21 protein-coding genes and 1 tRNA gene are annotated in these 23,193 nt (G+C 69.1%); 11 read left to right on the top strand and 11 right to left on the bottom strand.

Annotated features, from left to right (window positions below):
• Nucleotides 1-16: 16 nt before the first annotated feature.
• The 3 genes from E5S66_RS08175 to E5S66_RS08165 all read right to left on the bottom strand — a co-directional run bounded on the left by E5S66_RS08175 (nt 17) and on the right by E5S66_RS08165 (nt 4,048).
• Nucleotides 17-436, bottom strand: coding sequence for an acyl-CoA thioesterase (locus tag E5S66_RS08175; protein ID WP_138348781.1), 420 nt, complete (start codon nt 434-436; stop codon nt 17-19).
• On the bottom strand, nt 433-3,333 hold the full coding sequence (gene uvrA, locus E5S66_RS08170; protein ID WP_138348780.1) for an excinuclease ABC subunit UvrA: 2,901 nt from the start codon (nt 3,331-3,333) through the stop codon (nt 433-435). The genes E5S66_RS08175 and uvrA overlap by 4 nt, the downstream gene beginning before the upstream one ends.
• A gap of 118 nt (nt 3,334-3,451) precedes the next feature.
• Entirely contained in the window at nt 3,452-4,048 is a 597-nt protein-coding gene (locus E5S66_RS08165) for a hypothetical protein (RefSeq protein WP_138348779.1), read from the bottom strand.
• A 235-nt stretch (nt 4,049-4,283) separates the two neighbouring features.
• On the opposite strand from E5S66_RS08165, the gene rplU reads away from it, so the two are divergent.
• The 3 genes from rplU (at nt 4,284) to obgE (ending at nt 6,062) form a co-directional block, all read left to right on the top strand.
• On the top strand, nt 4,284-4,592 hold the full coding sequence (gene rplU / locus E5S66_RS08160) for a 50S ribosomal protein L21 (protein ID WP_028839734.1): 309 nt from the start codon (nt 4,284-4,286) through the stop codon (nt 4,590-4,592).
• Nucleotides 4,593-4,615: 23 nt separating this feature from the next.
• Nucleotides 4,616-4,876: a 50S ribosomal protein L27 gene (rpmA, locus tag E5S66_RS08155; protein WP_028839735.1), complete on the top strand. Its 261-nt coding sequence runs from the start codon at nt 4,616-4,618 to the stop codon at nt 4,874-4,876.
• 127 nt (nt 4,877-5,003) lie between these two features.
• On the top strand, nt 5,004-6,062 hold the full coding sequence (obgE, locus tag E5S66_RS08150; RefSeq protein ID WP_138348778.1) for a GTPase ObgE: 1,059 nt from the start codon (nt 5,004-5,006) through the stop codon (nt 6,060-6,062).
• A gap of 148 nt (nt 6,063-6,210) precedes the next feature.
• Here the strand turns inward: obgE and rpsT are convergent, their stop codons facing one another.
• On the bottom strand, nt 6,211-6,480 hold the full coding sequence (gene rpsT / locus E5S66_RS08145) for a 30S ribosomal protein S20 (protein ID WP_138348777.1): 270 nt from the start codon (nt 6,478-6,480) through the stop codon (nt 6,211-6,213).
• 188 nt (nt 6,481-6,668) lie between these two features.
• Here rpsT and murJ point away from each other — a divergent pair, with 188 nt between their 5' ends.
• The 6 genes from murJ to E5S66_RS08115 all read left to right on the top strand — a co-directional run bounded on the left by murJ (nt 6,669) and on the right by E5S66_RS08115 (nt 13,759).
• A complete protein-coding gene (murJ, locus tag E5S66_RS08140; protein ID WP_138348982.1) occupies nt 6,669-8,258 on the top strand; it encodes a murein biosynthesis integral membrane protein MurJ in 1,590 nt (529 codons plus the stop codon).
• 55 nt (nt 8,259-8,313) lie between these two features.
• On the top strand, nt 8,314-9,303 hold the full coding sequence (locus E5S66_RS13645) for a bifunctional riboflavin kinase/FAD synthetase (RefSeq protein ID WP_138348776.1): 990 nt from the start codon (nt 8,314-8,316) through the stop codon (nt 9,301-9,303).
• Between the two features lie 105 nt (nt 9,304-9,408).
• On the top strand, nt 9,409-12,198 hold the full coding sequence (gene ileS, locus E5S66_RS08130) for an isoleucine--tRNA ligase (protein ID WP_212745341.1): 2,790 nt from the start codon (nt 9,409-9,411) through the stop codon (nt 12,196-12,198).
• Nucleotides 12,198-12,695, top strand: coding sequence for a signal peptidase II (gene lspA / locus E5S66_RS08125; RefSeq protein WP_138348774.1), 498 nt, complete (start codon nt 12,198-12,200; stop codon nt 12,693-12,695). The genes ileS and lspA overlap by 1 nt, the downstream gene beginning before the upstream one ends.
• 9 nt (nt 12,696-12,704) lie before the next feature.
• On the top strand, nt 12,705-13,655 hold the full coding sequence (ispH, locus tag E5S66_RS08120; RefSeq protein ID WP_138348773.1) for a 4-hydroxy-3-methylbut-2-enyl diphosphate reductase: 951 nt from the start codon (nt 12,705-12,707) through the stop codon (nt 13,653-13,655).
• A 28-nt stretch (nt 13,656-13,683) separates the two neighbouring features.
• Nucleotides 13,684-13,759 (top strand) — tRNA-Thr (locus tag E5S66_RS08115).
• Nucleotides 13,760-13,822: 63 nt separating this feature from the next.
• Here the strand turns inward: E5S66_RS08115 and E5S66_RS08110 are convergent.
• Nucleotides 13,823-14,947 carry a hypothetical protein gene (locus E5S66_RS08110; RefSeq protein ID WP_138348772.1) on the bottom strand — a complete coding sequence of 375 codons (1,125 nt, stop codon included), beginning with the start codon at nt 14,945-14,947 and terminating at the stop codon, nt 13,823-13,825.
• Nucleotides 14,948-15,073: 126 nt separating this feature from the next.
• Between E5S66_RS08110 and radA the strand changes: the two genes are divergently transcribed.
• Nucleotides 15,074-16,480, top strand: a complete 1,407-nt coding sequence (radA, locus tag E5S66_RS08105) for a DNA repair protein RadA (protein WP_138348771.1) — start codon at nt 15,074-15,076, stop codon at nt 16,478-16,480.
• Nucleotides 16,481-16,502: 22 nt separating this feature from the next.
• On the opposite strand, the gene E5S66_RS08100 is transcribed toward radA, so the two are convergent.
• The 5 genes from E5S66_RS08100 to E5S66_RS08080 all read right to left on the bottom strand — a co-directional run bounded on the left by E5S66_RS08100 (nt 16,503) and on the right by E5S66_RS08080 (nt 22,345).
• On the bottom strand, nt 16,503-18,068 hold the full coding sequence (locus E5S66_RS08100; protein ID WP_246037196.1) for a DHA2 family efflux MFS transporter permease subunit: 1,566 nt from the start codon (nt 18,066-18,068) through the stop codon (nt 16,503-16,505).
• 157 nt (nt 18,069-18,225) lie between these two features.
• A complete protein-coding gene (locus E5S66_RS08095; protein ID WP_138348770.1) occupies nt 18,226-19,446 on the bottom strand; it encodes an HlyD/EmrA/EmrK family protein in 1,221 nt (406 codons plus the stop codon).
• A gap of 11 nt (nt 19,447-19,457) precedes the next feature.
• The gene (locus E5S66_RS08090; RefSeq protein WP_138348769.1) at nt 19,458-20,903 is read right to left on the bottom strand and encodes an efflux transporter outer membrane subunit; all 1,446 of its coding nucleotides are present in this window, start codon (nt 20,901-20,903) and stop codon (nt 19,458-19,460) included.
• A gap of 6 nt (nt 20,904-20,909) precedes the next feature.
• On the bottom strand, nt 20,910-21,368 hold the full coding sequence (locus tag E5S66_RS08085; protein WP_138348768.1) for a MarR family winged helix-turn-helix transcriptional regulator: 459 nt from the start codon (nt 21,366-21,368) through the stop codon (nt 20,910-20,912).
• Nucleotides 21,369-21,550: 182 nt separating this feature from the next.
• On the bottom strand, nt 21,551-22,345 hold the full coding sequence (locus tag E5S66_RS08080; RefSeq protein WP_138348767.1) for a cytochrome C assembly family protein: 795 nt from the start codon (nt 22,343-22,345) through the stop codon (nt 21,551-21,553).
• A 90-nt stretch (nt 22,346-22,435) separates the two neighbouring features.
• Here E5S66_RS08080 and E5S66_RS08075 point away from each other — a divergent pair, with 90 nt between their 5' ends.
• On the top strand, nt 22,436-22,768 hold the full coding sequence (locus tag E5S66_RS08075; RefSeq protein WP_138348766.1) for a hypothetical protein: 333 nt from the start codon (nt 22,436-22,438) through the stop codon (nt 22,766-22,768).
• A gap of 6 nt (nt 22,769-22,774) precedes the next feature.
• Here the strand turns inward: E5S66_RS08075 and E5S66_RS08070 are convergent, their stop codons facing one another.
• Nucleotides 22,775-23,179, bottom strand: coding sequence for a hypothetical protein (locus E5S66_RS08070; RefSeq protein WP_028839751.1), 405 nt, complete (start codon nt 23,177-23,179; stop codon nt 22,775-22,777).
• Between the last annotated feature and the right edge of the window lie 14 nt (nt 23,180-23,193).

The following is a 23,193-nucleotide window of genomic DNA, read 5'->3' as shown; positions in this document are numbered from 1 at the left end:
CGTCGGCGATGCGGGATCAGGCGGCGGGCGCGGCCAGCAGCCGCTCCGAAGCGCGCCGCACGCAATCCGGCAGCGGCGTCGGCCGGCCATCGCGGCGACCCACCCAGACCGCCACCACGTTGCCGTCGCAGTGCAGGGTGCCATCGGCGGCGACGATGCGATGACCGATCACCACGCTGCTGTTGCCCAGCTTCTCGGTGAACAGTTCCACGGAAACTTCCGTCGGGTATTCGATCGGACGCTTGAAGTTGAGCGTGGCCGATGCGACCACGGGCGCGGCGTCGTCGGTCACCCACGGCTCGCCGATGGATTCGAACCATTCGATGCGCGCCTGCTCCAGGAAGGTCAGATAGCGCGCGTTGTTGACGTGGTTGAACGCGTCCAGGTCGCTCCAGCGCAGCGGGATGGACATGCGGAACACGGGGCGGTCGGTCATGCGTCTGCCTTTTTCTTGCTCTTGCGCGGGGCGGCAGCGGAGCTTGCCGGATGTTTTTCGAGCAATGGCGCAAGGAAGCGGCCGGTATGCGAGGCCGGGTTCGCCGCCACCTCCTCGGGCGTGCCCACGGCGATGATCTGGCCGCCGCGATGGCCGCCTTCCGGGCCCAGGTCCACCACCCAGTCGGCGGTCTTGATCACGTCGAGGTTGTGCTCGATCACCACCACCGTGTTGCCGTCGTCGCGCAGCTTGTGCAGCACCGCCAGCAGCGCCTCGATGTCGTGGAAGTGCAGGCCGGTGGTGGGCTCGTCGAGGATGTACAGGGTGCGGCCGGTATCGCGCCGCGACAGCTCCTTCGACAGCTTCACCCGCTGCGCCTCGCCGCCCGAAAGCGTGGTCGCGCTCTGGCCCAGCTTGATGTAGGAGAGCCCCACGTCCACCAGCGTCTCCAGTTTGCGGGCGATGCTGGGCACCGGCTGGAACAGCTCCAGTGCCGCTTCCACGGTCATCTCCAGCACGTCGTGGATGCTGAAGCCCTTGTAGCGGATCTCCAGCGTCTCGCGGTTGTAGCGCTTGCCCTGGCAGACGTCGCAGGGCACGTACACGTCCGGCAGGAAGTGCATCTCCACCTTGATCAGGCCATCGCCCTGGCAGGCCTCGCAGCGGCCGCCGCGCACGTTGAAACTGAAGCGGCCCGGCGAATAGCCGCGCGCGCGCGCCTCCGGCACCTGCGCGAACAGCTCGCGCAGCGGCGTGAACAAACCCGTATAGGTAGCCGGGTTGGAACGCGGGGTGCGGCCGATCGGCGACTGGTCGATGTCCACCACCTTGTCGAACAGGTCCAGCCCGATCACGTCCTTGTGCGCCGCCGGCGTATGCGAAGCGCCGTTGATCTCGTTCGCCGCCAGCGCGTACAGGGTGTCGTTGATCAGGGTGGACTTGCCGGAGCCGGACACGCCGGTCACGCAGGTCAGCAGCCCGGACGGAATCTCCAGGTCGACGTTCTTCAGGTTGTTGCCGCTGGCGCCCTTCAGCTTCAGCAGCAGCTTGCGGTTGGGCGGATTGCGGTGCGCCGGCACCTCGATCCGCTTCTTGCCGGACAGGTACTGCCCGGTCAGCGAGCGCGGCGCCTTCAGCACGTCGGCCAGCTGGCCCTGCGCCACCACTTCGCCGCCGTGCACGCCGGCGCCGGGGCCGATGTCGACGATGTAGTCGGCCAGCCGGATCGCGTCTTCGTCGTGTTCCACCACCAGCACCGTGTTGCCGAGATCGCGCAGGCGGGTCAGGGTGCCGAGCAGGCGCTCGTTGTCGCGCTGGTGCAGGCCGATGGACGGCTCGTCCAGCACGTACATCACCCCCACCAGCCCGGCGCCGATCTGGCTGGCCAGGCGGATGCGCTGCGCCTCGCCGCCGGACAGCGAATCGGCCTTGCGCTCCAGGGTCAGGTAGTCGAGGCCGACGTCGACCAGGAAGCCGAGCCGCTCGCGGATCTCCTTGACGATCTTGGCGGCGATCTCGCCGCGCCAGCCGGGCAGGGTCAGGGTGTCGAAGAAGGCCAGGCAGGCGTCGATCGGCAGCACCGCGATTTCGGGCAGCGGACGGTCGGCCACGAACACGTTGCGGGCCTGACGGTTCAGTCGCGCGCCGCCGCATTCGGGGCAGGAATGCTCGCTGATGTACTTGGCCAGCTCCTCGCGTACCGCCGCACTTTCGGTTTCACGATAGCGCCGCTCCAGGTTGGGCAGGATGCCCTCGAAGGCGTGCTTGCGCTGGTACTTGTTGCCGTTCTCGCCGACGTAGGACAGGTTGATGACCTCGCCACCGCTGCCGCGCAGCACGATTTCGCGGATGTGCTCGGGCAGTTGCTGCCAGGGCACATCGACCTTGAAACCGTAGTGCTTGGCCAGCGAGGCGATCATCGAGAAGTAATAGCTGTTGCGCCGGTCCCACCCGCGCATCGCGCCGGCCGCCAGCGACAGCTCGGGATGCGCCACCACCTTGGCCGGATCGAAGAACTGCGCCACGCCCAGCCCGTCGCAGCCCGGGCAGGCGCCGGTGGGCGAGTTGAACGAGAAAAGCCGCGGTTCCAGCTCCGGCAGCGCGTAGTCGCAGACCGGGCAGGAATAGCGCGAGGAGAACAGCAGCGGTTCGCGCTCCGCCTGATCCATCGACTGCACGCTGGCCATGCCGTCGCCCAGCTTGAGCGCGGTCTCGAACGATTCCGCCAGCCGCTGGCGAATGTCCGCGCGCGGCTTGAAGCGGTCGATCACCGCCTCGATGGTGTGCTTGACGCGCAGCGCCAGCGGCGGCACCGCGTCGATCTCGTGCAGCACGCCGTCCACCCGCACCCGCACGTAGCCCTGCGCGCGCAGCTGGTCGAACACCTGCAGGTGTTCGCCCTTGCGCTCGCGCACCACCGGCGCCAGCAGCATCCAGCGTTGCCCGGCCAGCGCCTCGTCGGCCTCCATCTCCAGCACCTGGTCGACCATCTGGCTGACCGTCTGCGCTTCCAGCGGGAAGTGGTGGTCGGGGCAGCGCGGGCTGCCCACGCGCGCGTACAGCAGGCGCATGTAGTCGTGGATCTCGGTGATCGTGCCGACCGTCGAGCGCGGGTTGTGGCTGGTCGATTTCTGCTCGATGGAAATCGCCGGCGACAGCCCTTCGATATGGTCGATGTCGGGCTTGTCCATCACGCTGAGGAACTGCCGCGCGTAGGCCGACAGCGACTCGACATAGCGGCGCTGGCCCTCGGCGTAGATGGTGTCGAACGCCAGCGACGACTTGCCGGAACCGGACAGGCCGGTGATCACGATCAGCTTGTCGCGCGGCAGGTCGAGGTCGATGTTCTTGAGGTTGTGCGTCCGTGCGCCGCGGATGCGGATGTAGTCCAGGGCCATCGGGGGTGTCCTGCGGTGGGGGACGGCCGGCGGCATGCCGTCGGCCAATCAGGAAGCGTAGCGAGCCGCTGATTTGGGGGCAAATGCCGGCATCTCCAGCGCGCGGCAAGCCAACCGTTCAGGGGCTGCAGTACTGCCCCTGCTGCCGCACCACATCTTCCAGCAGCGCCTGTTTGCCCTTCGTGGAGGCGTCCCGGCGCAGTTCCTCCGCGGCTTCCGCAAGCCCGTCGCAGGGGGCGTCGGTATAGCCCACCGGCCACAGCAGCATCTGCGACAGGGCGCGCACGTAATCGCCCAGGCTCGCCTCCCGCTGGCGCATGCGGAACCGCTCCGGCGGGGGGCGGCGGATCGGATGGATGCTGGTCATCGGGCTCTTGCGCTCGAAGCGGATGCCGTCGTCGTGTCGCGGTGCTGCCGGCATCGACCAGTCGTCGCTGGACACCGTCGGCACCGCGGCAGGGGGAACGTTGGTGCCGGCCGGGTCCGTCGCACGGGGGCCGGCGCTGGCCAGTGGGCGCGTGGTCCTCCTGCCACCAGTCCTGGCTGGTGGCGTGCGTGCCGCTGCAGGTGACGGCAGCAGCCGTGGCAGGGTGATGTACACCAGCGTCATCGGCGGGCCGGCGGTGCCGGCATCCGCCTTGGGCCGGGTCAGCGTCCAGGCGGCCAGCAGGTGGAGCAGGGCGACCAGCAGCCAGGCGCCGCCTTTCGCAGGCATGTCGATGGGCCAGGCCCGCGCAGGTCCGTTGCTGTGCATCCCACTCCCTCGGGGTTCCGAATCCGCGGCAGCGCCTTGGACGCGGATCGCCGCGCGAAGTTCCGTTCGGCCATGGGCGCCGGGCGGGTTGACCCTAAGCCGCTGAATCCCCTACAATTCCGCTCCTGTCCGCCCTCGATGGCGGCAGACCCTGCTCAGGGTACCCAGAAGAACTACAGAACCGAGAGATACCAACATGTACGCAGTACTGGTCACCGGCGGTAAGCAATACCGCGTGATGCAGGGCGAAACGCTCCGCGTCGAACTGCTCGAAGCCGAAGCCGGCAGCGAGATCAAGCTGGACAACATCCTGATGCTGGGCGATGCCGACGGCATCAAGCTGGGCGACGCGCTGAAGGGCGCTTCCATCACCGCGACGGTTGTCGGCCACGGCCGCGCCGACAAGGTGCGGATCGTCAAGTTCCGTCGTCGCAAGCACCACCGCAAGCAGATGGGTCACCGTCAGCACTACACCGAAATCCAAATCACCGGCATCAACGCCTGATCGTCAGCCTGGAGAACTAAGCAATGGCACACAAAAAGGCAGGCGGCAGTACCCGTAACGGCCGCGATTCCAACCCGAAGTACCTGGGCGTCAAGATCTACGGTGGCCAGGCCATCGAAGCGGGCAACATCATCGTTCGCCAGCGCGGCACCCAGTTCCATCCGGGCACCGGCGTCGGCCTCGGCCGCGACCACACCCTGTTCGCGCTGATCGATGGCAAGGTGGAATTCACCACCAAGGGCCCGAAGCAGCGCCGCACCGTCAACATCGTCGCCGCGCAGTAAGCGCAGGCGACGATGCGATGCGAAGGGCCCCGCCTCGGCGGGGTTTTTCGTTTGTGTTTCCGGCTGCGGCGCCCGCGAATGCGGGCCGGCGCGCCAAACTCCACCCCAACACTGCACAATCACGCCCATGAAACTCGTCGACGAAGCTGAAATCACCGTCACTGCCGGCAATGGCGGCAATGGCTGCATCGGCTTCCGCCGCGAGAAGTTCATCCCGCTGGGCGGGCCGGACGGTGGCGACGGCGGCGCCGGTGGCGACGTCTGGCTGCAGGCGGACGAGAACCTCAACACTTTGGTGGATTTCCGCCACCAGACCCGGTTCAAGGCGCAGCGCGGCGAGAACGGCATGGGCAGCCAGCGGTACGGCAAGGCCGGCGAGGACACCGTCATCACCGTGCCCATCGGCACCGTGATCCACAACGTCGATACCGATGAAGTGATCGGCGACCTCACCGAGCACGGCCAACGCCTGCTGGTGGCCAAGGGTGGCCACGGCGGGCTCGGCAACATGCATTTCAAGAGCTCGGTCAACCGCTCGCCGCGCAAGGCCACGCCGGGCGGCGAGGGCGAGAGCCGGGCGCTGCGGCTGGAGCTGAAGCTGCTGGCCGATGTCGGCTTGCTGGGCTTCCCCAATGCCGGCAAGTCCACCTTCATCCGCGCGGTATCGGCGGCCACGCCTAAGGTGGCGGACTATCCGTTCACCACGCTTTACCCGAACCTCGGCGTGGTCAGCGTGGAAACCGGGCGCAGCTTCGTGATTGCCGATATTCCCGGCCTGATCGAGGGGGCTGCCGACGGCGCCGGCCTCGGCAGCCTGTTCCTGCGCCACGTCCAGCGCACCCGGCTGCTGCTGCACCTGGTGGACATCGCGCCAATGGACTACGAAGGCAGCGCGGTGTCGCCCGCCGAGCAGGTGCGCGCGATCGAGCACGAGTTGCGCAAGTACGACCCGGGGATGCTGGAAAAGCCGCGCTGGCTGGTGCTGAACAAGGCCGACCTGATGTTCGAGGACGAAGCCCGCGAAGCCGCAGAGAAGGTCGTCGCCGAACTGGGTTGGACCGGGCCGTGGTATCTGGTCTCGGCCCTGGGTCGCGAAGGCACCTGGCCGATCATGCTCGCCGTGCAGACCTTCTTCGACCGACTGCGCGAGGCGGAACTCGAGGCCAAGGAACAGGGCGATGCCTGAAGCAGGAGGCCGGGCGGCCGGGCAGGGCGTCCGGCCACGTCGCGGGAGAGCCGTTTGGCCTGCCTGCGCCGGTAGCGACCCGATCCGCCCGCCGCAAACAAAAAGCCCCGCCGAAGCGGGGCTTTTTGCCGAATCCGGATGCCGTGGTTCAGGCGGCCTTGAGCGCCTTGATGCGCGCGGTCAGGCGGGCCTTGTGGCGGGCGGCCTTGTTCTTGTGGATCAGGCCGCGGGCGGCAAAACGATCCAGCAGCGGCTGGGCGGTGACGAAGGCTTCGGTCGCAGCAGCGGCGTCATTGGCGTCGAGCGCCTTGATCACCTTCTTGACGGCGGTGCGAAGCTGCGAGCGCTGGGCGACGTTGCGGGCATTGCGCACGACGGTCTGCTTGGCGCGCTTTTTGGCGGACTTGATGTTGGCCACGTGGGAGATCCTGGGAAGTCTGGGGTTTTGGCTACGGAGATCGTCCGCTGGCACAATTGCCCACGAACGAAGGATTCGGGAAGACCAAGAATTATGGACGATTCAATGGCTTGGGTCAACAAAGCGGGCCCGGCCCGCGCGGGGAGCGCATGAGCGGGAGCAACAAGGCCGGCGGCAAGCCGCGCAGCATGACGCGGGGCGTGCTTTCGTTCGGCGGCATGACCATGCTCAGCCGGGTGTTCGGGCTGGTGCGCGATCAGGTGTTCAACACCACCTTCGGCACCAACTGGATGACCGACGCGTTCTGGGTTGCGTTCCGGATCCCCAACTTCATGCGCCGGCTGTTCGCCGAGGGTTCGTTCTCCACCGCGTTCGTGCCGGTGTTCACCGAGATCAAGGAAACCCGTAGCCACGACGACCTGCGGGCGCTGGTGGCGCGTACCGCGGGCACCCTGGGCGGGGTGCTGCTGCTGGTGACGGCGCTGGGGCTGATCTTCGCCCCGCAGATCGCCACCGCCTTCACCCAGGCCGACCGCGCACCGGGCCAGGACCAGCTGATCACCGACCTGCTGCGGCTGACCTTCCCGTTCCTGCTGTTCGTCTCGCTGACCGCGCTGGCGGCGGGCGCCCTCAACAGCTACAACCGCTTCGGCTGGCCGGCGTTCACCCCGATCATCCTCAACCTGTGCATGATCGCCGGCGCGCTGTGGGGCTCGAAGTTCACCGAGCCGCCGATCATCGCGATGGGCTGGGCGATCCTGGCCGCCGGGGTTCTGCAGCTGCTGTTCCAGCTGCCGCAGCTGGCGCAGCTCGATCTGCTGGCGTGGCCGCGCTGGGGCTGGCGCAATGCCGACATCCGCAAGGTCATGCGGCTGATGGTGCCCACCCTGCTGGGCTCGTCGGTGGCGCAGATCAACCTGCTGTTCGACACCTTCATCGCGGCCATGCTGGTGCATGGTTCGCAGAGCTGGCTGTCCACCGCCGACCGCTTCCTGGAATTCCCGCTGGGCGTGTTCGGCATCGCCCTGGGCACGGTCATCCTGCCCACCCTGTCCCGTCACCACGTCAATACCGACCGCGCCGGCTTTTCGAAATCGCTGGACTGGGGCCTGCGCACCACCCTGATCATCATCCTGCCGGCGATGCTGGGGCTGATGCTGCTGGCGTTGCCACTGGTCAGCACGGTGTTCCAGTACGGCAAGTTCACCGCGGAGGCGGCGCGTATGACTGCGCTGTCGGTGTTCGGCCTGAGCTTCGGGCTGCCGGCCTTCGCGCTGGTCAAGACGGTGCTTCCGGCGTTCTATGCGCGCCAGGACACCAGGACGCCAGTGCGCGCGGGCCTGGTGTCGATGGTGGCCAACATGGTGTTCAACGTCGGCCTGCTGGCACTGATGTACGTGTTGTGGGTGCCGGATGCGGCCAAGGCCGGGGGCGTGATGGCGGCGCTGGCGGCGGTGCCGGGTCTGCATTTCGCGCTGGGGATCGCGTCGGCGCTTTCCAGCTACCTCAACCTGGTGCTGCTGTGGCGCTGGCTGCGCAAGGCCGATGTGTTCGAGCTGCAGCCGGGCTGGGGCCGGTTCCTGCTGCGTGCGCTGCTGGCGAACGCGGCGATGGCGGCGATGCTGTTGTTCACGCTGCAGCTGGCACCCGAGTTCACCGAGGTGGGCAAGTGGCAGCGGATCGGCTGGCTGGCGCTGCTGGTGGCAGGGGGCGCGGCGACCTACGCGCTGGCGATGCTTGCGCTAGGCTTCCGCCCGCGCGATTTCCGCGAGCACTGATGGGCGCGTCCGGCCGGGTCCGTCGGCGGCGCCACCGCTATACTGCGGGGCTGTCATGACACTCTTTTTCCGCGATGCCAGCCCCGCAGCGGGGCACGGGCGGGCACTTTGCCCGCAGGGCAGCGTGGTCTGCATCGGCGCGTTCGACGGCCTCCACCTGGGCCATCGCGCGCTGGTCGGCCACGCGGTGGCGCGCGCGCGCGCGGTCGGGGTGCCGGCGGTAGCGCTGTCGTTCGAGCCGATGCCGCGCGAACTGTTCGCCAGGGGTGCGCCGCCGCCGCGGCTGATGCTGCCGCGGGCCAAGCTGGAAGGGTTGTGCGCGCTGGGCTGCGATGGCGTCGGCCTGCTGCGCTTCGACGCCACGCTGGCGGCGATGTCCGCGGAGGACTTCGTGCGCCAGGTGCTGGTTGCGCGGCTGGGCGTGCGTGAAGTGTGGGTCGGCCCGGGTTTCCATTTCGGCCGCGGCCGCGCCGGCGACATCGCGCTGCTGCGCGCGTTGGGCGAGGCGTGCGGCTTCACTGCGCACGAGATCGCGCCGGTGCATGTCGACGGCGAGCGCGTGTCCAGTACGGCCATCCGCGCTGCGCTGGTGCTGGGCGATTTCGACCAGGCCGCGCGCCTGCTGGGCCGGCCCTATGCAATCGGCGGGCGGGTGGTGCGCGGCCAGCAGCTGGGGCGCACCCTTGGCTATCCCACCGCCAACCTGCGCTACGGCGGCAAGACGCCGGCACTGCGCGGGATCTTTGCCACCTGGGTGCACGGGATCGGCGGGCGACCGTGGCCATCGGTGTCGAGCTTCGGCACCCGTCCTACGGTGGACGGGCAGGAGCCGCTGCTGGAAGCGCATCTGTTCGACTTCGAGGGCGACCTGTACGGGCGCCGGATCGAGGTCGAGTTCGTCGCCCACCTGCGCGACGAGGAGAAATTCCCCGACCTGCCGTCGCTGGTGGCGCAGATGCACCACGACGAAGCGCGCGCGCGTGCGATCCTGCAACACGACGCGCCTTCCGGTGCGGCCGCCGCCGTTCAATCCTGTCGCGCCTGAAGGCGCTCCTGCACTCCGTTCGAGACGCTGTCCGTGACCGACAAGACCGACAAAACCGATAACCCATACAAATCCACCATCCTGCTGCCGGAAACCGCGTTCCCGATGCGCGGCGACCTGCCCAAGCGCGAGCCGGAAACGCTGGCGCGCTGGGAATCCGAAGGCCTGTACGCGCAGATCCGCGCGGCGGCCAAGGGGCGTCCGCAGTTCGTGCTGCACGACGGCCCGCCGTATGCCAACGGCGCGATCCACCTCGGGCACGCGGTCAACAAGATCTTGAAGGACATCATCGTCAAGTCGAAGACGCTGGCCGGCTTCGATGCGCCCTACATCCCGGGTTGGGACTGCCACGGCCTGCCGATCGAAATCGCCATCGAGAAGAAGTTCGGCAAGGTCGGGGTGAAGCTCGACGCGGTCGCGTTCCGGCAGAAGTGCCGCGAATACGCCAGCGAGCAGATCGAGGTACAGCGCCGCGACTTCAAGCGCCTGGGCGTGCTTGGCGACTGGGAACGGCCGTACCGCACGCTGGATTTCAAGTTCGAGGCCGACGAGATCCGCGCGCTGGCCAAGGTGGTGGAGAACGGCCACCTGCTGCGCGGGGTGAAGCCGGTGTACTGGTGCTTCGACTGCGGCAGCGCGCTGGCCGAGGCCGAGATCGAATACCAGGACAAGACCTCGCCGGCGGTGGACGTGGCCTATGCCGCGCGCAATCCGCAGCAGCTCAGCCGCGCCTTCGGCAGCGAACTGCCGGAAGGCGTGGAGGTGGCCGTTCCGATCTGGACCACCACGCCGTGGACGCTGCCGGCCTCGCTGGCGATCTCGCTGGGGCCGGAGCTGGACTACGTGCTGGTGGAAGGCCCGGCCAAGGCTGATGGCGGCCGTCGCTGGCTGGTGCTGGCCGAGGCGCTGGCCGAGAAGGCGCTCAAGCGCTACGGCGTGGACGAAGTCGTCGTGCTCGGTCGTGCGCAGGGTGAAAAGCTGGAAGGCATGCTGTTCGCGCACCCGTTCTATGCCGAGCGCGACATCCCGATCCTGCTCGGCGACCACGTCAGTGCCGAGGACGGCACCGGCGCCGTGCACACCGCGCCAGGCCACGGCCAGGAGGACTTCGTGGTGGGCCAGAAGTACGGCCTGATCGAGAAGTACAGCGCGGCCCAGCTCAACCCGGTCGATGGCCGCGGCGTCTACCTGCCATCGACGCCACCGGCGGGCGATGTCGACCTGACCCAGCTGCACGTGTGGAAGGCCAACGACGCCCTCGTCGAAGTGCTGCGCGGCAACGGCGCGCTGCTGGCGTTCGCGCCGCTCAGGCACAGCTACCCGCACTGCTGGCGGCACAAGACCCCGATCGCGTTCCGCGCCACCCCGCAGTGGTTCATCTCGATGGAACAGGCGAACCTGCGCCGCGACGCGCTGGCCGCGATCGAAACCGTGAAGTGGTATCCCGAGTGGGGCCAGGCGCGCATCGCCGGCATGGTCGAGGGCCGCCCGGACTGGACGATTTCGCGCCAGCGCACCTGGGGCGTGCCGATCGCGCTGTTCGTGCATCGTGAGACCGGCGACATCCATCCGCGCAGCGTCGAGCTGATGCGGCAGGTGGCCGAACGCGTCGAGCAGGCCGGCATCGACGTCTGGTATTCGCTGGACGCCGCCGAGCTGCTGGGCGAGGAAGCCAGGGACTACGACCGGATCACCGACATCCTCGACGTCTGGTTCGATTCCGGCGTCACCCACGAAGGCGTGCTGCTGGAGCGCGGTCTCGGCAAGCCGGCCGACCTGTACCTGGAGGGCTCCGACCAGCACCGTGGCTGGTTCCAGAGTTCGCTGCTCACCGGCGTCGCCATCGACAACGCCGCGCCTTACCGGCAGTGCCTGACCCACGGCTTCACCGTGGACGAGCACGGCCGCAAGATGTCGAAGTCGCTGGGCAACGGCATCGAGCCGCAGGAAATCATGAAGACGCTGGGCGCGGACATCCTGCGCCTGTGGATCGCCAGCGCCGACTACAGCAACGAGATGTCGCTGTCGCGGGAAATCCTCAAGCGCAATGCCGATGCATACCGCCGCATCCGCAACACCGCGCGCTTCCTGCTCGGCAACCTGCATGGCTTCGAGCCGGCCCGCGACCTGCTGGCGCCGGACGACATGGTGGCGCTGGACCGCTGGATCGTGCACCGCGCCTGGCAGGTGCAGGAGGAGATCGCGGCGGCGTATGCAAACTACGATTTCGCCGCGGTGGTGCAGGCGCTGATGAATTTCTGCAGCGTCGACCTGGGTTCGCTGTACCTGGATGTCACCAAGGATCGCCTGTACACCATGCGCGAGGATTCGCGCGGCCGCCGCAGCGCGCAGTCGGCGATGTACCGCATCGCCGAGGGTTTCGTGCGCTGGATCGCGCCGGTGCTCAGCTTCACCGCCGACGAGATGTGGGCGCACCTGCCCGGCGAACATCCCGGCAACGTGCTGTTCACCACCTGGTACGACGGCCTGGCGCCGCTGGCTGACGATGCAGCGCTGTCCGCCAAGGACTTCGAGGGCCTGCTGGAACTTCGCGAGCAGGTGACCCGCGCGTTGGAGCCGATGCGTGCGGCGGGGCAGATCGGCGCCGCGCTGGAAGCCGAGATCGAACTGCGCTGCAGCGTGGCCGACCAGAACTGGCTGGCGCCGCTGGCCGACGAGCTGCGTTTCCTGCTGATCAGCGGCGACGTGAAGGTGGTGCCGGACACGGAGGCGAAGGGCGTGATCGGCGTGTTCGCGCAGCCCACCACCAAGCCCAAGTGCGTGCGCTGCTGGCACCACCGCGAGGACGTCGGCGCGCACGCGGCGCACCCGCTGCTGTGCGGGCGCTGCGTGGCGAACGTGGAAGGCCCGGGCGAAGAGAGGAAGTGGTTCTGATGGCGTCCGCCAAGCCCAACGCGCTTGCCTGGCTGGCCGTTTCGGCCCTCGTCCTGGTCCTTGACCAGTGGTCGAAGGCCTGGGTGCTGGCGTCGCTGCCGGAATACACCGCGGTGCCGGTCATCGACGGCTTCTGGAACTGGTATCGCACCTACAACACCGGTGCGGCGTTCAGCTTCCTCGCCGACGCCGGCGGCTGGCAGAAGTATTTCTTCATGGTGCTGGCGTTCGCCATCAGCGGGCTGATGGCGTGGATGCTGGCGAAGACCCGTCGCGGCGACTGGAAGCAGGCGCTGCCGCTGTCGCTGGTGATCGGCGGCGCGATCGGCAACGTGATCGACCGCTTCCTGCACGGCCACGTGGTCGATTTCATCCAGTGGCATATCGGCCAGCATTACTGGCCGGCGTTCAACATCGCCGACTGTGCGGTGGTGGGCGGCGCAATCGGCATCGGCCTGTTCGGCCTGCTGGGCGGCAAGCCCAAGGCCGCAGGGTAGAATCGACGCATGGATGTCCTGCTTGCCAACCCCCGCGGCTTCTGCGCCGGCGTCGACCGCGCCATCGAGATCGTAAAGCGCACCCTGGAAGTGTTCGGCGCGCCGATCTACGTGCGCCATGAAGTGGTGCACAACAAGTTCGTGGTCGATGACCTGAAGGCGCGCGGGGCGATTTTTGTCGAAGAACTGGACGAGGTGCCGGACGGCGCCACTGTCATCTTCAGCGCCCACGGCGTCTCGCAGGCGGTGCGTGCGGAAGCCGCGCGGCGCGGGCTGAAGGTGTTCGACGCCACCTGCCCGCTGGTCACCAAGGTCCATCTGGAAGTCAGCCGTACCAGCCGGCGCGGCCGCGACATGGTCTTGATCGGCCATGCCGGGCATCCCGAGGTCGAAGGCACGATGGGACAGTGGCGCGGGGATGCCGAAGCCGGGCAGATCCACCTGGTCGAGGACATCGACGATGTCGCCGCGCTGGTGCTGAGGCAGCCCGACAACTGCGCCTACACCACCCAGACCACGCTCAGCGTGGACGACACCCGCGACATCATCGCCGCCCTGCGGGCGAAATATCCCGCCCTGCAGGGGCCGAAGCACGACGACATCTGCTATGCCACCCAGAACCGCCAGGATGCCGTGCGCGACCTGGTTCGCGATGGTTGCGACGCGGTGCTGGTGGTCGGCTCGCCCAACAGCTCCAACTCCAACCGCCTGCGCGAGCTGGCCGAGCGCGAAGGCGCGGCGGCATGGCTGATCGACAACGCCAGCCAGATCGACCCGGCCTGGATCGCCAGTCACAAGCGGATCGGCGTGACCGCCGGCGCTTCCGCCCCGGAAGTGCTGGTGCAGGGCGTGCTGGAACGCCTGCACGCGCTGGGCGCCGGCGATGTGCGCGAGTTGCGCGGCGAGCCGGAAAGCATGGTGTTCGCCCTGCCCAAGGAGCTGCGCCAGCTGGCGCCCTGACCCGGCAGCCGCTACAATCGCCGGCCACGCCGGAGTAGCTCAGTTGGTAGAGCACGTCATTCGTAATGATGGGGTCGTAGGTTCGATTCCTATCTCCGGCACCAGCAGCAACAGAAAAGCCGCCCTTCGGGGCGGCTTTTCTGTTTGCGGGGTTCGCAATGCCGCGGCTACACCACCAGGTCGAGCTGCTGCAGCGTGCCGGTGCCACCGTCCTCGCGCAGGTACAGGCCGCTGGCCCGTATCGCGCCCTGCAGCGCGTTGGCACCGTCCTTGAGTGCGAACGGGGTGTCCGCGTTGCCCAGGTAGAGGGCACCGACGCCGTGCTGCAGCAGGCCCTGCAGGCTGTCCTTTCCGTCGCCGTCGCGGGTCCAGACCAGCAGCCGGTCGAACACCGCATCGTTCTGGTCGATCCAGCCGTTGCCGTCGTCGTCGTGCTGCGCAAGGTCGGCAAACCCGTTGCCGCTCAGCGCGCCGAACAGCTCGCGGCCGTCGTTGATCCGGCCATCGCCATTGCGGTCGAGGGCGATGAAACCGCTGCCGGGGGCGACGAAGCGCGTGGCGTCGGCCGCGCCGTCGGCATCCAGGTCGAACTTGAACGTCGTCTGCGCCAGCTGCGCTGCGCCGCCGTTGAAGTTGATCACCAGCGGATCCTTCAGCGCATCGCCGGCGCGTACCGACACGCGGGTGTGGCTGGCGAACTCCCGGCTCATGTCCAGCTCCAGAGCCAGCCGGATCTCCTTGCCGTCGGCGGTGTGGACGATGCCCTGCGCGGTGAAGCGGCTGGCCTCGCTTTCGTAACGGACTTCCTCCAGCGAATAGGTGGCGCCCCAGCCGGCGCGGCCGTTGCCGGCGGCCGCTGGCGGCGTGCCCAGCCTGGACGCGGCCTCGCCCAACTCCGCCGGGGGCTGGGTGTCGGCATCGCTTTTGCCCAGCTTCCCGGCATCGACCACCTCCACCTTGCGGCCGGTGAGCTGTTCCACCAGCAGGCGCAGCAGGGTGACCTTGAGTTCGCCGATATCTTCCGCCCTGGCATCCACCTCGCTGCTGGCAGCCGGAGCATCCACCGCCGGTGGCGCTTGCGGCAGGTCCATCGGCGGGCGCAGTGCCTCCTGGCTCAAGGTCAGGCGGGTGGCGCTGGCTTCGAGGCGCAGCGACTCGCTGGTGGATTCCAGCTGGATCTGGCTGCGACCGTTCGGCCCGTCGCGCCATGCGTCCAGAGATTCGTGACGGCGCTGGTATTCCAGCGAGGCATGGCTGCCGGTGAGCTGCAGGTTGGAGGCGGTGACGATCATGGGCGAGGGGAGCTGGGGGCTCAGAATCGTTAGCGCCCACGCACGCGGAAACTTGAGCGCCGTTCGTCGCGCCGGATGCGACGCGCGCCGGCTAAAGTGAACGCATTCCCGCTTGCCGAGTTACCGATGTCGAAGCCCGCAACCACTCCGTCCGCCGGCAAACGCCGCAGCGCCTATGTCTGCGCGGAATGCGGCGCCGATTACGCCAAATGGCAGGGCCAGTGCGAGGCCTGCGGGGCGTGGAATACGCTGGCGGAGATCGCGCTGGAAACGGCGGCGCAGGCCAAGTCGCCGGCGTCGCGGCGCAGCGGCTGGGCCGGCAAGGTGGATGCGCCGAAGATCATGGCGCTGGCGGACGTGCAGCTGGACGCGCGTGCGCGTGCATCGACCGGCATCGGCGAATTCGACCGGGTGCTGGGCGGCGGGCTGGCGGAGGGCGCGGTGGTGCTGGTGGGCGGCGATCCCGGCATCGGCAAGTCCACCCTGCTGCTGCAGGCGCTGGCGCAGATGGCGCCCACCTGGCCGGGCCTGTACGTCACCGGCGAGGAGTCGCTGGCGCAGGTGGCCGGACGCGCGCAGCGCCTCGGGCTGCCGCTGGAAGGGCTGCAGGCGCTGGCCGAAACCTGCGTGGAGCGCATCCTCGAACACGCCATTGCCGCCAAGCCGCGCCTGCTGATCGCCGACTCCATCCAGACCCTGTGGACGGACACCCTGACCGCCGCGCCGGGCTCGGTGTCGCAGGTGCGCGAAAGCGCCGCGCGGCTGGTGCGCTACGCCAAGGAAACCGGAACCGCGGTGTTCCTGGTTGGCCATGTGACCAAGGAAGGCGGCATCGCCGGCCCGCGCGTGCTCGAACACATGGTCGATGCCGTGCTGTATTTCGAGGGCGATTCCGGCAGCCGCTTCCGCGTGCTGCGCGCGTTCAAGAACCGCTTCGGCGCGGTCAACGAGCTGGGCGTGTTCGCGATGTCCGATGGCGGCCTGCGCGAAGTCTCGAATCCCTCCGCGATCTTCCTGTCCGGCACCGGCGCGCCGCAGCCGGGCAGCTGCGTGATGGTCACGCGCGAAGGCACCCGTCCGCTGCTGGTGGAAGTGCAGGCGCTGGTCGATGCCTCGCCGCTGTCCAATCCGCGTCGGGTGGTGGTGGGTCTGGAAGGCAACCGCCTGGCGATGCTGTTGGCGGTGCTGCATCGCCATGGCGGGGTGATGGTGGGCGACCAGGACGTGTTCGTGAACGTGGTCGGCGGCATTCGCGTGCAGGAAACCGCCGTCGACCTGCCGGTGCTGCTGGCGGTGCTGTCCTCGCTGCGCGACGCGCCGCTGGCGGAGAAGACCATCGCCTTTGGCGAAGTGGGCCTGAGCGGCGAGATCCGCCCGGTGCCAAACGGCGAGGAGCGCCTCAAGGAAGCGGCCACGCACGGCTTCCGGCGCGCCATCGTGCCGAAGGCGAACGCGCCGAAGTCGGGCAGCTACAAGGGCATGCAGGTCATCGCCGTGGAGCGGCTGGCCGACGCGCTGGAAGTTGCCGGCTGACGGAACGAGGGGCTGGCTTCGCTCAGTGCCCGCCACCCGCGGGCGCGCCGCCCGTCTTGGCCCCGAACGGCGGCTTCGCCAGCCACACGAACAGGATCACGCCGATGAAGATGATCCCCAGCAGGTGGAAGATCTCGTTGAAACCGAGCTGCGCGGCCTGGTTGGAGATCATCTTCTCCAGCACCGCCGCGCCCCGCTGGAGGTCGCCGCCGCCGTACTGCGCCACCGCTTCCATCGCAGTGGGATCGAGCGTGGACACCCGCTCGGTCATGTGCGCGTGGTGCACCGCGCCGCGCTCGCTCCAGGCATAGGTGGTCAGCGAGGCGGCGAAGCTGCCGCCCAGTGTGCGCACGAAGGTGGCCAGGCCGGAGCCGGCGGCGATTTCGTGCGGCTCCAGGTCGGACAGCAGGATCTGCAGCACCGGCATGAAGAACAGCGCCACGCCCAGGCCCTGGAACAGCTGCACCAGCGCGACGTGGGGGAAGTCCACGTCGAGGTTGAAGTGCGAGCGCGCGAAGCTGGTCAGCGACATCGCGATGAAGGCGAAGCTGGCGAGGATGCGCAGGTCGAAGCGGTTGGCGTATTTGCCCACGAACGGGGTCAGGATCACCGGCAGGATGCCGATCGGCGCGGTGGCGAAGCCGGCCCAGATGGCGGTATAGCCGAGGTTGCGCTGCAGCCACAGCGGCACCAGGATGCCGACGCTGAAGAACGCGCCGTATGCCACGGTCATGGCGATGGTGCCGGAGCGGAAGTTGCGGTGCCGGAACAGGCGCAGGTTGACGATGGGGTCCTTGTCGGTCAGCTCCCAGATCACGAACACCGACAGCGCGATCGCCGACACCACGGCCAGCGACACGATCATGGTCGAGGCGAACCAGTCCTCGTCGTTGCCCAGGTCCAGCAGCACCTGCAGCGCGCCCACGCCGACCACCAGCGTGGCCAGGCCTACGTAGTCCATCTTCGGCTTTTCCAGCCGCTCCGGCCGGCCCTTCAGCTGCCGGCCGACGACCGTGCTGGCGAAGATGCCGATGGGAATGTTGATGAAGAAGATCCATTCCCAGCTGTAGTTGTCGGTGATCCAGCCGCCCAGAATCGGGCCGGCGATCGGCGCCACCACCGTCACCATCGCCAGCAGCGCGATCGCCTGCCCGCGCTTGGCGGGCGGGTAGATCGACAGCAGCAGCGCCTGCGTCACCGGGTACATCGGGCCGGCCACGAAGCCCTGCAGCGCGCGCGCAACCACCAGCAGGCCCATGCTGTGGGCGATGCCGCACAGGAACGAGGCGAACACGAACGCCAGCGTGGACCACATGAACAGCTTGCGCTCGCCGAAGTGGCGGGTCAGCCAGCCGGTCAGCGGCAGCGCGATCGCGGTGCTGACCGCGAACGAGGTGATCACCCAGGTGGCTTGGTTGGCGCTGCCGCCCAGGTTGCCGGAGATGGCCGGCAGCGACACGTTGGCGATGGTGGTGTCCAGCACCTGCATGAAGCTGGCCAGCGCCAGCCCCAGCGTGGTCAAGGCCATGTTGGGCGGGCGGAAGTCGGAAGGCTTCGCCACCGCCTCGCGGCCGGGCGACAGGCCCATCGATTCTTCCTGCTCGGCGAGGGTGTTGGCCATGGGTGTTCGCTATCGGGGAAGGTGCAGGAGCGGCAGCACGCTGGCTGCCGGCATGGCGGGTTCCGCTGCCCGAGGGGAGGGGAGGCGCGGTGCGTCGCCAGCGCGACTCCTGCGTTGGAAAAGGTCAGGACGCGCGGGCGCGCGGCAGGTTCCGGTTGATGATGTCGTCGATCAGCGCATCCGCATCGTGCAGCTGGCGGGCGTAGGCGTTGGTGGTCAGCAGCGGCTTGTCGGCCGCTGCCGCCGGCAGCACGGGGCCGCCCTGTTCATGCACGTCCACGTCCACCGCCATGCTCATGCCCAGCCGCAGCGGGTGGTCGCGCAGCTGCTTGGGGTCCAGCTGGATGCGCACCGGGATGCGCTGCACGATCTTGATCCAGTTGCCGCTGGCGTTCTGCGCCGGCAGCAGGGCGAACGCGCTGCCGGTGCCCAGGCCCAGGCTGACCAGCTTGCCGTTGAAGGTCACGTCGTCGCCGTAGACGTCGGCGGTCAGCCTCACCGGCTGGCCCAGGCGCATGTTGTGGAGCTGGGTTTCCTTGAAGTTGGCGTCCACCCATACGTCCTGCAGCGGGATCACCGCCATCAGCGCGCCGCCGGGCTGCACGCGCTGGCCCAGCTGCACGCTGCGCTTGGCGACGAAGCCGTCCACCGGCGCCATGATGGCCGCGCGCTGCAGATCCAGATAGGCCTTGCGCAGCTGCGCCGCCGCCGCCTGCACCTGCGGTTGGCTGGCCACGGTGGTGGCATCGACCAGCGCACGGTTGCGCGAAAGTTGGCCGCGCGAGGCCGACAGCGCCGCTTCCGCCGCCTGCAGCTGCGCCTGCGCATGCGCCAGTTCCTCCGACGACACCGCGCCGCTGGCGACCAGTCCGCTGCGCCGTGCCACGTCGGCGCGCGCCTGCCGCAGCGCCACTTCGCGCACGGCGATGTCGGCCTGCGCGCTGTCCACGCTGCTGTAGAGGCCGCGAACCTGGCGCACCGTCGCCGCCAGGTTGGCTTCGGCCTGCGCCAGCGCCACCTGGGCGTCGTTGGGGTCCAGCCGCACCAGCACCTGGCCGGCCTTCACCCGCATGCCGTCGTCGGCGTTGATGGACACCACCGTGCCCGGGGTCTGCGCGGTGACGCTGACGATGTTGCCCTGCACGTAGGCGTCGTCGGTGTCCTGGTGCCAGCGGGCGACCAGCAGGTAGTAGGCGAGCCAGGCGATGCCGGCGACGACGACCACGGCCAGCAGGACCAGCAGCGCGCGGCGGCGCTTGCCCTGCGCGGGCGTCCGCGTGACCTGCGAGGGCGGCAGCGGGGCGGCTGGGCCGGTGGAGGTGTTCGGAGTGGTTTCGGTGGTCATGGGGGGGCGCGTCAGTGGGAGGCGATGGGGGTGGGCGCGGTGGCGGCGATGCCGCCGCCCAGCGCCTGGTCGAGGTCGACGGCGGCGGCGTAGCGCTGGCTGCGCACGGCCGCCAGCTGTTGCTCCGCCTGCAGCAGCGGCTTGCGGGCCGCCAGCAGGTCGAGCCGGTTGGCCAGCCCGGCGCGCTGGCGCTGCTCCACCACCTGCGCGGCGGCAGCGGCGGCGGTGCGGGCCTGTTCCAGCGCGGCCGCCTGGGCGTCCAGCGCGCGGATGGCCTGCACCGCGTCGGTGACCTGGCGCAGGCCATCGACGACGGTCCGGTTGTACTCGGCCACGGCGAGGTCGTAATCGGCATCGCGCGCGGCCAGATTGCTGCGCAGCTGGCCGCCGTCGAAGATCGGCAGGCTCAGCGCGGGACCGCCGAAGCCGAGGAAGGCGTCGCTGTCGAACAGGCCCTTGAAGCCGGTGGCGGCAAGCCCGACCAGGCCGCTCAGGTCGATGCTGGGGCGGAAGCGTGCCTTCGCGGAGGTGATGCCCTGCGCGGCGGCTTCCACCCGCCAGCGCGCCGCGACCACGTCGGGGCGATGGCCCAGCAGTTCGCTGGGCAGCACCGACGGCAGCGCCGGGGCGGGGGTCTCTAGCAGGTGCGGGCGCTGGATCGCCAGGCCGCGATCGGGGCCTTGTCCCAGCAGCGCGGCCAGCGCGTTGCGCAGCGCATCGATGCGGTGCCGTGCGGCGTCCGCCTGTGCCGTGGCGGTGGCGGCCAGGGCCTCATTGCCGCGCAGGGCGGCCTGGTTGTCCAATCCGGCGGCGATGCGCTGCTTGCCCAGCGCCACCAGGTCGCCGGTGCGCGCCTGCTCGCGGCGGGCCAGGTCGAGATCATCGAACGCCTGCGCCAGCGCGACGTAGCTGCGCGCCACGTTGGCCGCCAGCGACAGTCGCGCGGCCTGCGCGTCTACTTCGCTGGCACGGGCCTGGCCCAGCGCCGCAAGGTAGTCGGCGCGTTTGCCGCCCCAGACGTCCAGCGGCCAGTCGAATTTCAGGGTCAGCACCGCGTTGTGCATCAGCTGGCCACCCAGCTCTTCGCCGGCCAGCCCCGCCGGCAGCTGGGCCACCGCGTACTGGGTGCCGCCGCCCACGCTGGGCTTGCGTGCGGCGTCGGCCAGGCCGGCCTGTGCCAGCGCCTTGCGCACCCGCGCGTCGGCAGCGGCCAGCGGCGGCGCATCGGCCAGCGCCTCATCGACCAGCGCGTCCAGCTGCGGGTCGCCCAGCGCGGTCCACCAGCGTGCGCCGGGCCACGCGGCGGGCGACAGCGGGGCGCCGGCCAGGGCGCGGCCTGCCTCGATGGTGGCTGCGTCACGCGGTGTGCCTTGCGGGGCGAGGCCCGCGCTGCTGGCACAGCCGGCCAACAGCAGGGTGCCACCCAGGGCGATGGCAATGGGGGAGAGTCGGGGCATGGGGGGTCAGTCCGGGGAAAGCAGGTTGTCGCGGGCCCGTTCGAGCAGGCCGGTCAGTTGCGCGCGGGTGGCTTCGTCCATGCCGTGGAACGCGCGTTCCCGCACGCGCCGGCCGCACTGGTCGACGTCCCGCCACATGGCGCGGCCGGCATCGGTCAGGTGGATATGCAGGGCACGCCGGTCGCCGGGGTCGGCCACCCGGACCAGCAGCCCGCGCGCCTCCAGCCGGTCCAGCAGCCGGGTCATCGCGCCCGGATTGAGGTCGGCGGCGCGGGCGAGGTCGGTCACGCCGGCCGTGCAACCGCCGGCCAGCTTCTTCATGGTGACGTATTGGCTGAAGGTCAGCTCATGCCCGGCCGCGGCCAGCTCGCGTTCCATCCGCGCCCACATGGCATCGCGCAACTGGCGGAACAGCAGGCCGAGGGAGGTGCTGCAGGCGCCAGCGGAGGCGTCGGAAGGTTTCATGGGCCGGCATTTTGTGTCGATGGGCAATAGTTGTCAATGCAAATACATGCACTGCAAACGTATTCGCGACAGACGACCCCATCGCCAGCGGCCAGCGCATCGGAAGCTCGTCAGCGAAGGCACGGCGGCACGCCAGCGAAGCAGGCGCGAATCGGGATGAAGACGGGGTGCGGGGATTCCGCTCAGGCGGTGCGGTGCAGCACCAGTTCCAGCACGAACTTGCTGCCGAAGAACGCCAGCACCAGCAGCGCCATCGCCGCCAGCGTCCAGCGCACCGCGGTGGCGCCGCGCCAGCCGCGCCGCCAGCGGCCCAGCAGCAGCGCGCCGAAGGCCAGCCACGACAGCAGGCTGAGCACGGTCTTGTGCACCAGATGCTGGGCCAACAGGTTTTCCACGAACAGCACCCCGGTCAGCAGGGTGGCGGTCAGCAGCACGAAGCCGACGGCGATCGTGCGGAACAACAGGGTTTCCAGCTCGGTCAGCGGCGGCAGCGCGCGCAGCCAGGCGTGGAATTCACGCCGGCGCAGGGCGCGTTCCTGTGCCCACAGGAACACCGCCAGCACCGCCGCCAGCGCCAGCGTGGCGTAGGCCAGCAGGGCCAGCCAGGCGTGCAGCAGCATCCGCCAGTCCAGCGGATCTGGTGCCGCGGCGTGGCCATAGAAGCGATAAGCCAGCAGCACCAGTGCGGCCAGCGGGAACACCACCACGCCCAGCGCGCGCATGCGCCCGGTGGCGGCAACCAGTGCGGTCAGTGCGGCCATGCCCAGCCCCACCAGCGACAGCGCGGCGAAGAAGTGCAGGTCGGTGGCGCCGCTGTCGCGCCAGGCCAGGTAATGGGCCAGTCCGTGCAGCAGCACCGCGGCATCGGCCGGCAGCAACCAGCCGCGCCCGCCGCTGCCCTGACCGCGGCGGGCGTCCAACGCCAGCCAGACGGCGGCTGCAAGGTACAGAACGACGGCGGACAGGACGATCAACATCCGGCAAGTGTCGCACAGCGACACGCCAACCCAGAACGCCCGGACACGGTGCTATTCTGGCGGCAACACCACCACCACCGGGGAGTTCCGATGCACGCTTCGCATGCCATCCATCTGCCCGAACGCAGCCCACTGTGGAAGGTGTTCTGGCTGTACGGCGTCCTGCCCAGCAACCTGCTGTGGCTGGCCGTGGCCTGGCTGGTCGATCACAACCAGCTTCCGGGCGCCACCCTCGGCCTGCTGGCGTTCCTGCTGGGCTATACCGCCTGGATCGTCGCCGCGGTCTGGAAGGCGGCGCCGAATGCGAAAGATCCGCGCTATGGCGTGATGGCGCAGGCGCTGACCGTGGCCTGGGCGATCAACACCGTGCTGATCGCGTTCTTCCTCGGCCTGCAGATGGTGCGCGCGTTGGTCGGCGGCTGAGCCGGCTCAACCGAACTGCACCACCTCGCCCCGGCGGTCGAAGGTGGCGAACTGCGCCACTCGGCCGTCGTTGATCGCGTTCACCATGAAGCGCAGCGGCTGCGCGGCTTCGTCCGCGCTCGGGGCGATGCCGGCGCGACCCGCCAGCCCACCGACGAACAGCAGGTCCCAATCCTGACCGGTGGCCTTGGACTCCTCGGCCAGCGCCTCGAAGCTGGCGATCTCTTCCGGCGTCTTGTCCACGCACAGGCAGGGCGAGAGCGTGCCGCCTTCGCGCCGCTCGAAGCGTTCGCGCTGCTCGGCGGTGGCGTTCTGCGGCAACTCGACCTTGGCGAACACCAGCAGCAGGCGCTGCGGTTCCGGCTGCTGGCGGGCGGCGTCGAGGAGATCCTGAAAGCTGGCAAGGCTCATGGCGGTGCAGGGGC

This window comes from Thermomonas fusca (assembly GCF_005862345.1).
GTDB lineage: Bacteria > Pseudomonadota > Gammaproteobacteria > Xanthomonadales > Xanthomonadaceae > Thermomonas > Thermomonas fusca.
This window is presented reverse-complemented; position numbering and strand designations above follow the sequence as displayed.

Coding starts and splice junctions, on each gene's coding strand:
- E5S66_RS08175 (WP_138348781.1), bottom strand. CDS start 436: ATGACCGACCGCCCCGTGTTCCGCATGTCCATCCCGCTGCGCTGGAGC.
- uvrA (WP_138348780.1), bottom strand. CDS start 3,333: ATGGCCCTGGACTACATCCGCATCCGCGGCGCACGGACGCACAACCTC.
- E5S66_RS08165 (WP_138348779.1), bottom strand. CDS start 4,048: ATGCCTGCGAAAGGCGGCGCCTGGCTGCTGGTCGCCCTGCTCCACCTG.
- rplU (WP_028839734.1), top strand. CDS start 4,284: ATGTACGCAGTACTGGTCACCGGCGGTAAGCAATACCGCGTGATGCAG.
- rpmA (WP_028839735.1), top strand. CDS start 4,616: ATGGCACACAAAAAGGCAGGCGGCAGTACCCGTAACGGCCGCGATTCC.
- obgE (WP_138348778.1), top strand. CDS start 5,004: ATGAAACTCGTCGACGAAGCTGAAATCACCGTCACTGCCGGCAATGGC.
- murJ (WP_138348982.1), top strand. CDS start 6,669: ATGACGCGGGGCGTGCTTTCGTTCGGCGGCATGACCATGCTCAGCCGG.
- E5S66_RS13645 (WP_138348776.1), top strand. CDS start 8,314: ATGACACTCTTTTTCCGCGATGCCAGCCCCGCAGCGGGGCACGGGCGG.
- ileS (WP_212745341.1), top strand. CDS start 9,409: ATGCGCGGCGACCTGCCCAAGCGCGAGCCGGAAACGCTGGCGCGCTGG.
- lspA (WP_138348774.1), top strand. CDS start 12,198: ATGGCGTCCGCCAAGCCCAACGCGCTTGCCTGGCTGGCCGTTTCGGCC.
- ispH (WP_138348773.1), top strand. CDS start 12,705: ATGGATGTCCTGCTTGCCAACCCCCGCGGCTTCTGCGCCGGCGTCGAC.
- E5S66_RS08110 (WP_138348772.1), bottom strand. CDS start 14,947: ATGATCGTCACCGCCTCCAACCTGCAGCTCACCGGCAGCCATGCCTCG.
- radA (WP_138348771.1), top strand. CDS start 15,074: ATGTCGAAGCCCGCAACCACTCCGTCCGCCGGCAAACGCCGCAGCGCC.
- E5S66_RS08100 (WP_246037196.1), bottom strand. CDS start 18,068: ATGGGCCTGTCGCCCGGCCGCGAGGCGGTGGCGAAGCCTTCCGACTTC.
- E5S66_RS08095 (WP_138348770.1), bottom strand. CDS start 19,446: ATGACCACCGAAACCACTCCGAACACCTCCACCGGCCCAGCCGCCCCG.
- E5S66_RS08090 (WP_138348769.1), bottom strand. CDS start 20,903: ATGCCCCGACTCTCCCCCATTGCCATCGCCCTGGGTGGCACCCTGCTG.
- E5S66_RS08085 (WP_138348768.1), bottom strand. CDS start 21,368: ATGAAACCTTCCGACGCCTCCGCTGGCGCCTGCAGCACCTCCCTCGGC.
- E5S66_RS08080 (WP_138348767.1), bottom strand. CDS start 22,345: ATGTTGATCGTCCTGTCCGCCGTCGTTCTGTACCTTGCAGCCGCCGTC.
- E5S66_RS08075 (WP_138348766.1), top strand. CDS start 22,436: ATGCACGCTTCGCATGCCATCCATCTGCCCGAACGCAGCCCACTGTGG.
- E5S66_RS08070 (WP_028839751.1), bottom strand. CDS start 23,179: ATGAGCCTTGCCAGCTTTCAGGATCTCCTCGACGCCGCCCGCCAGCAG.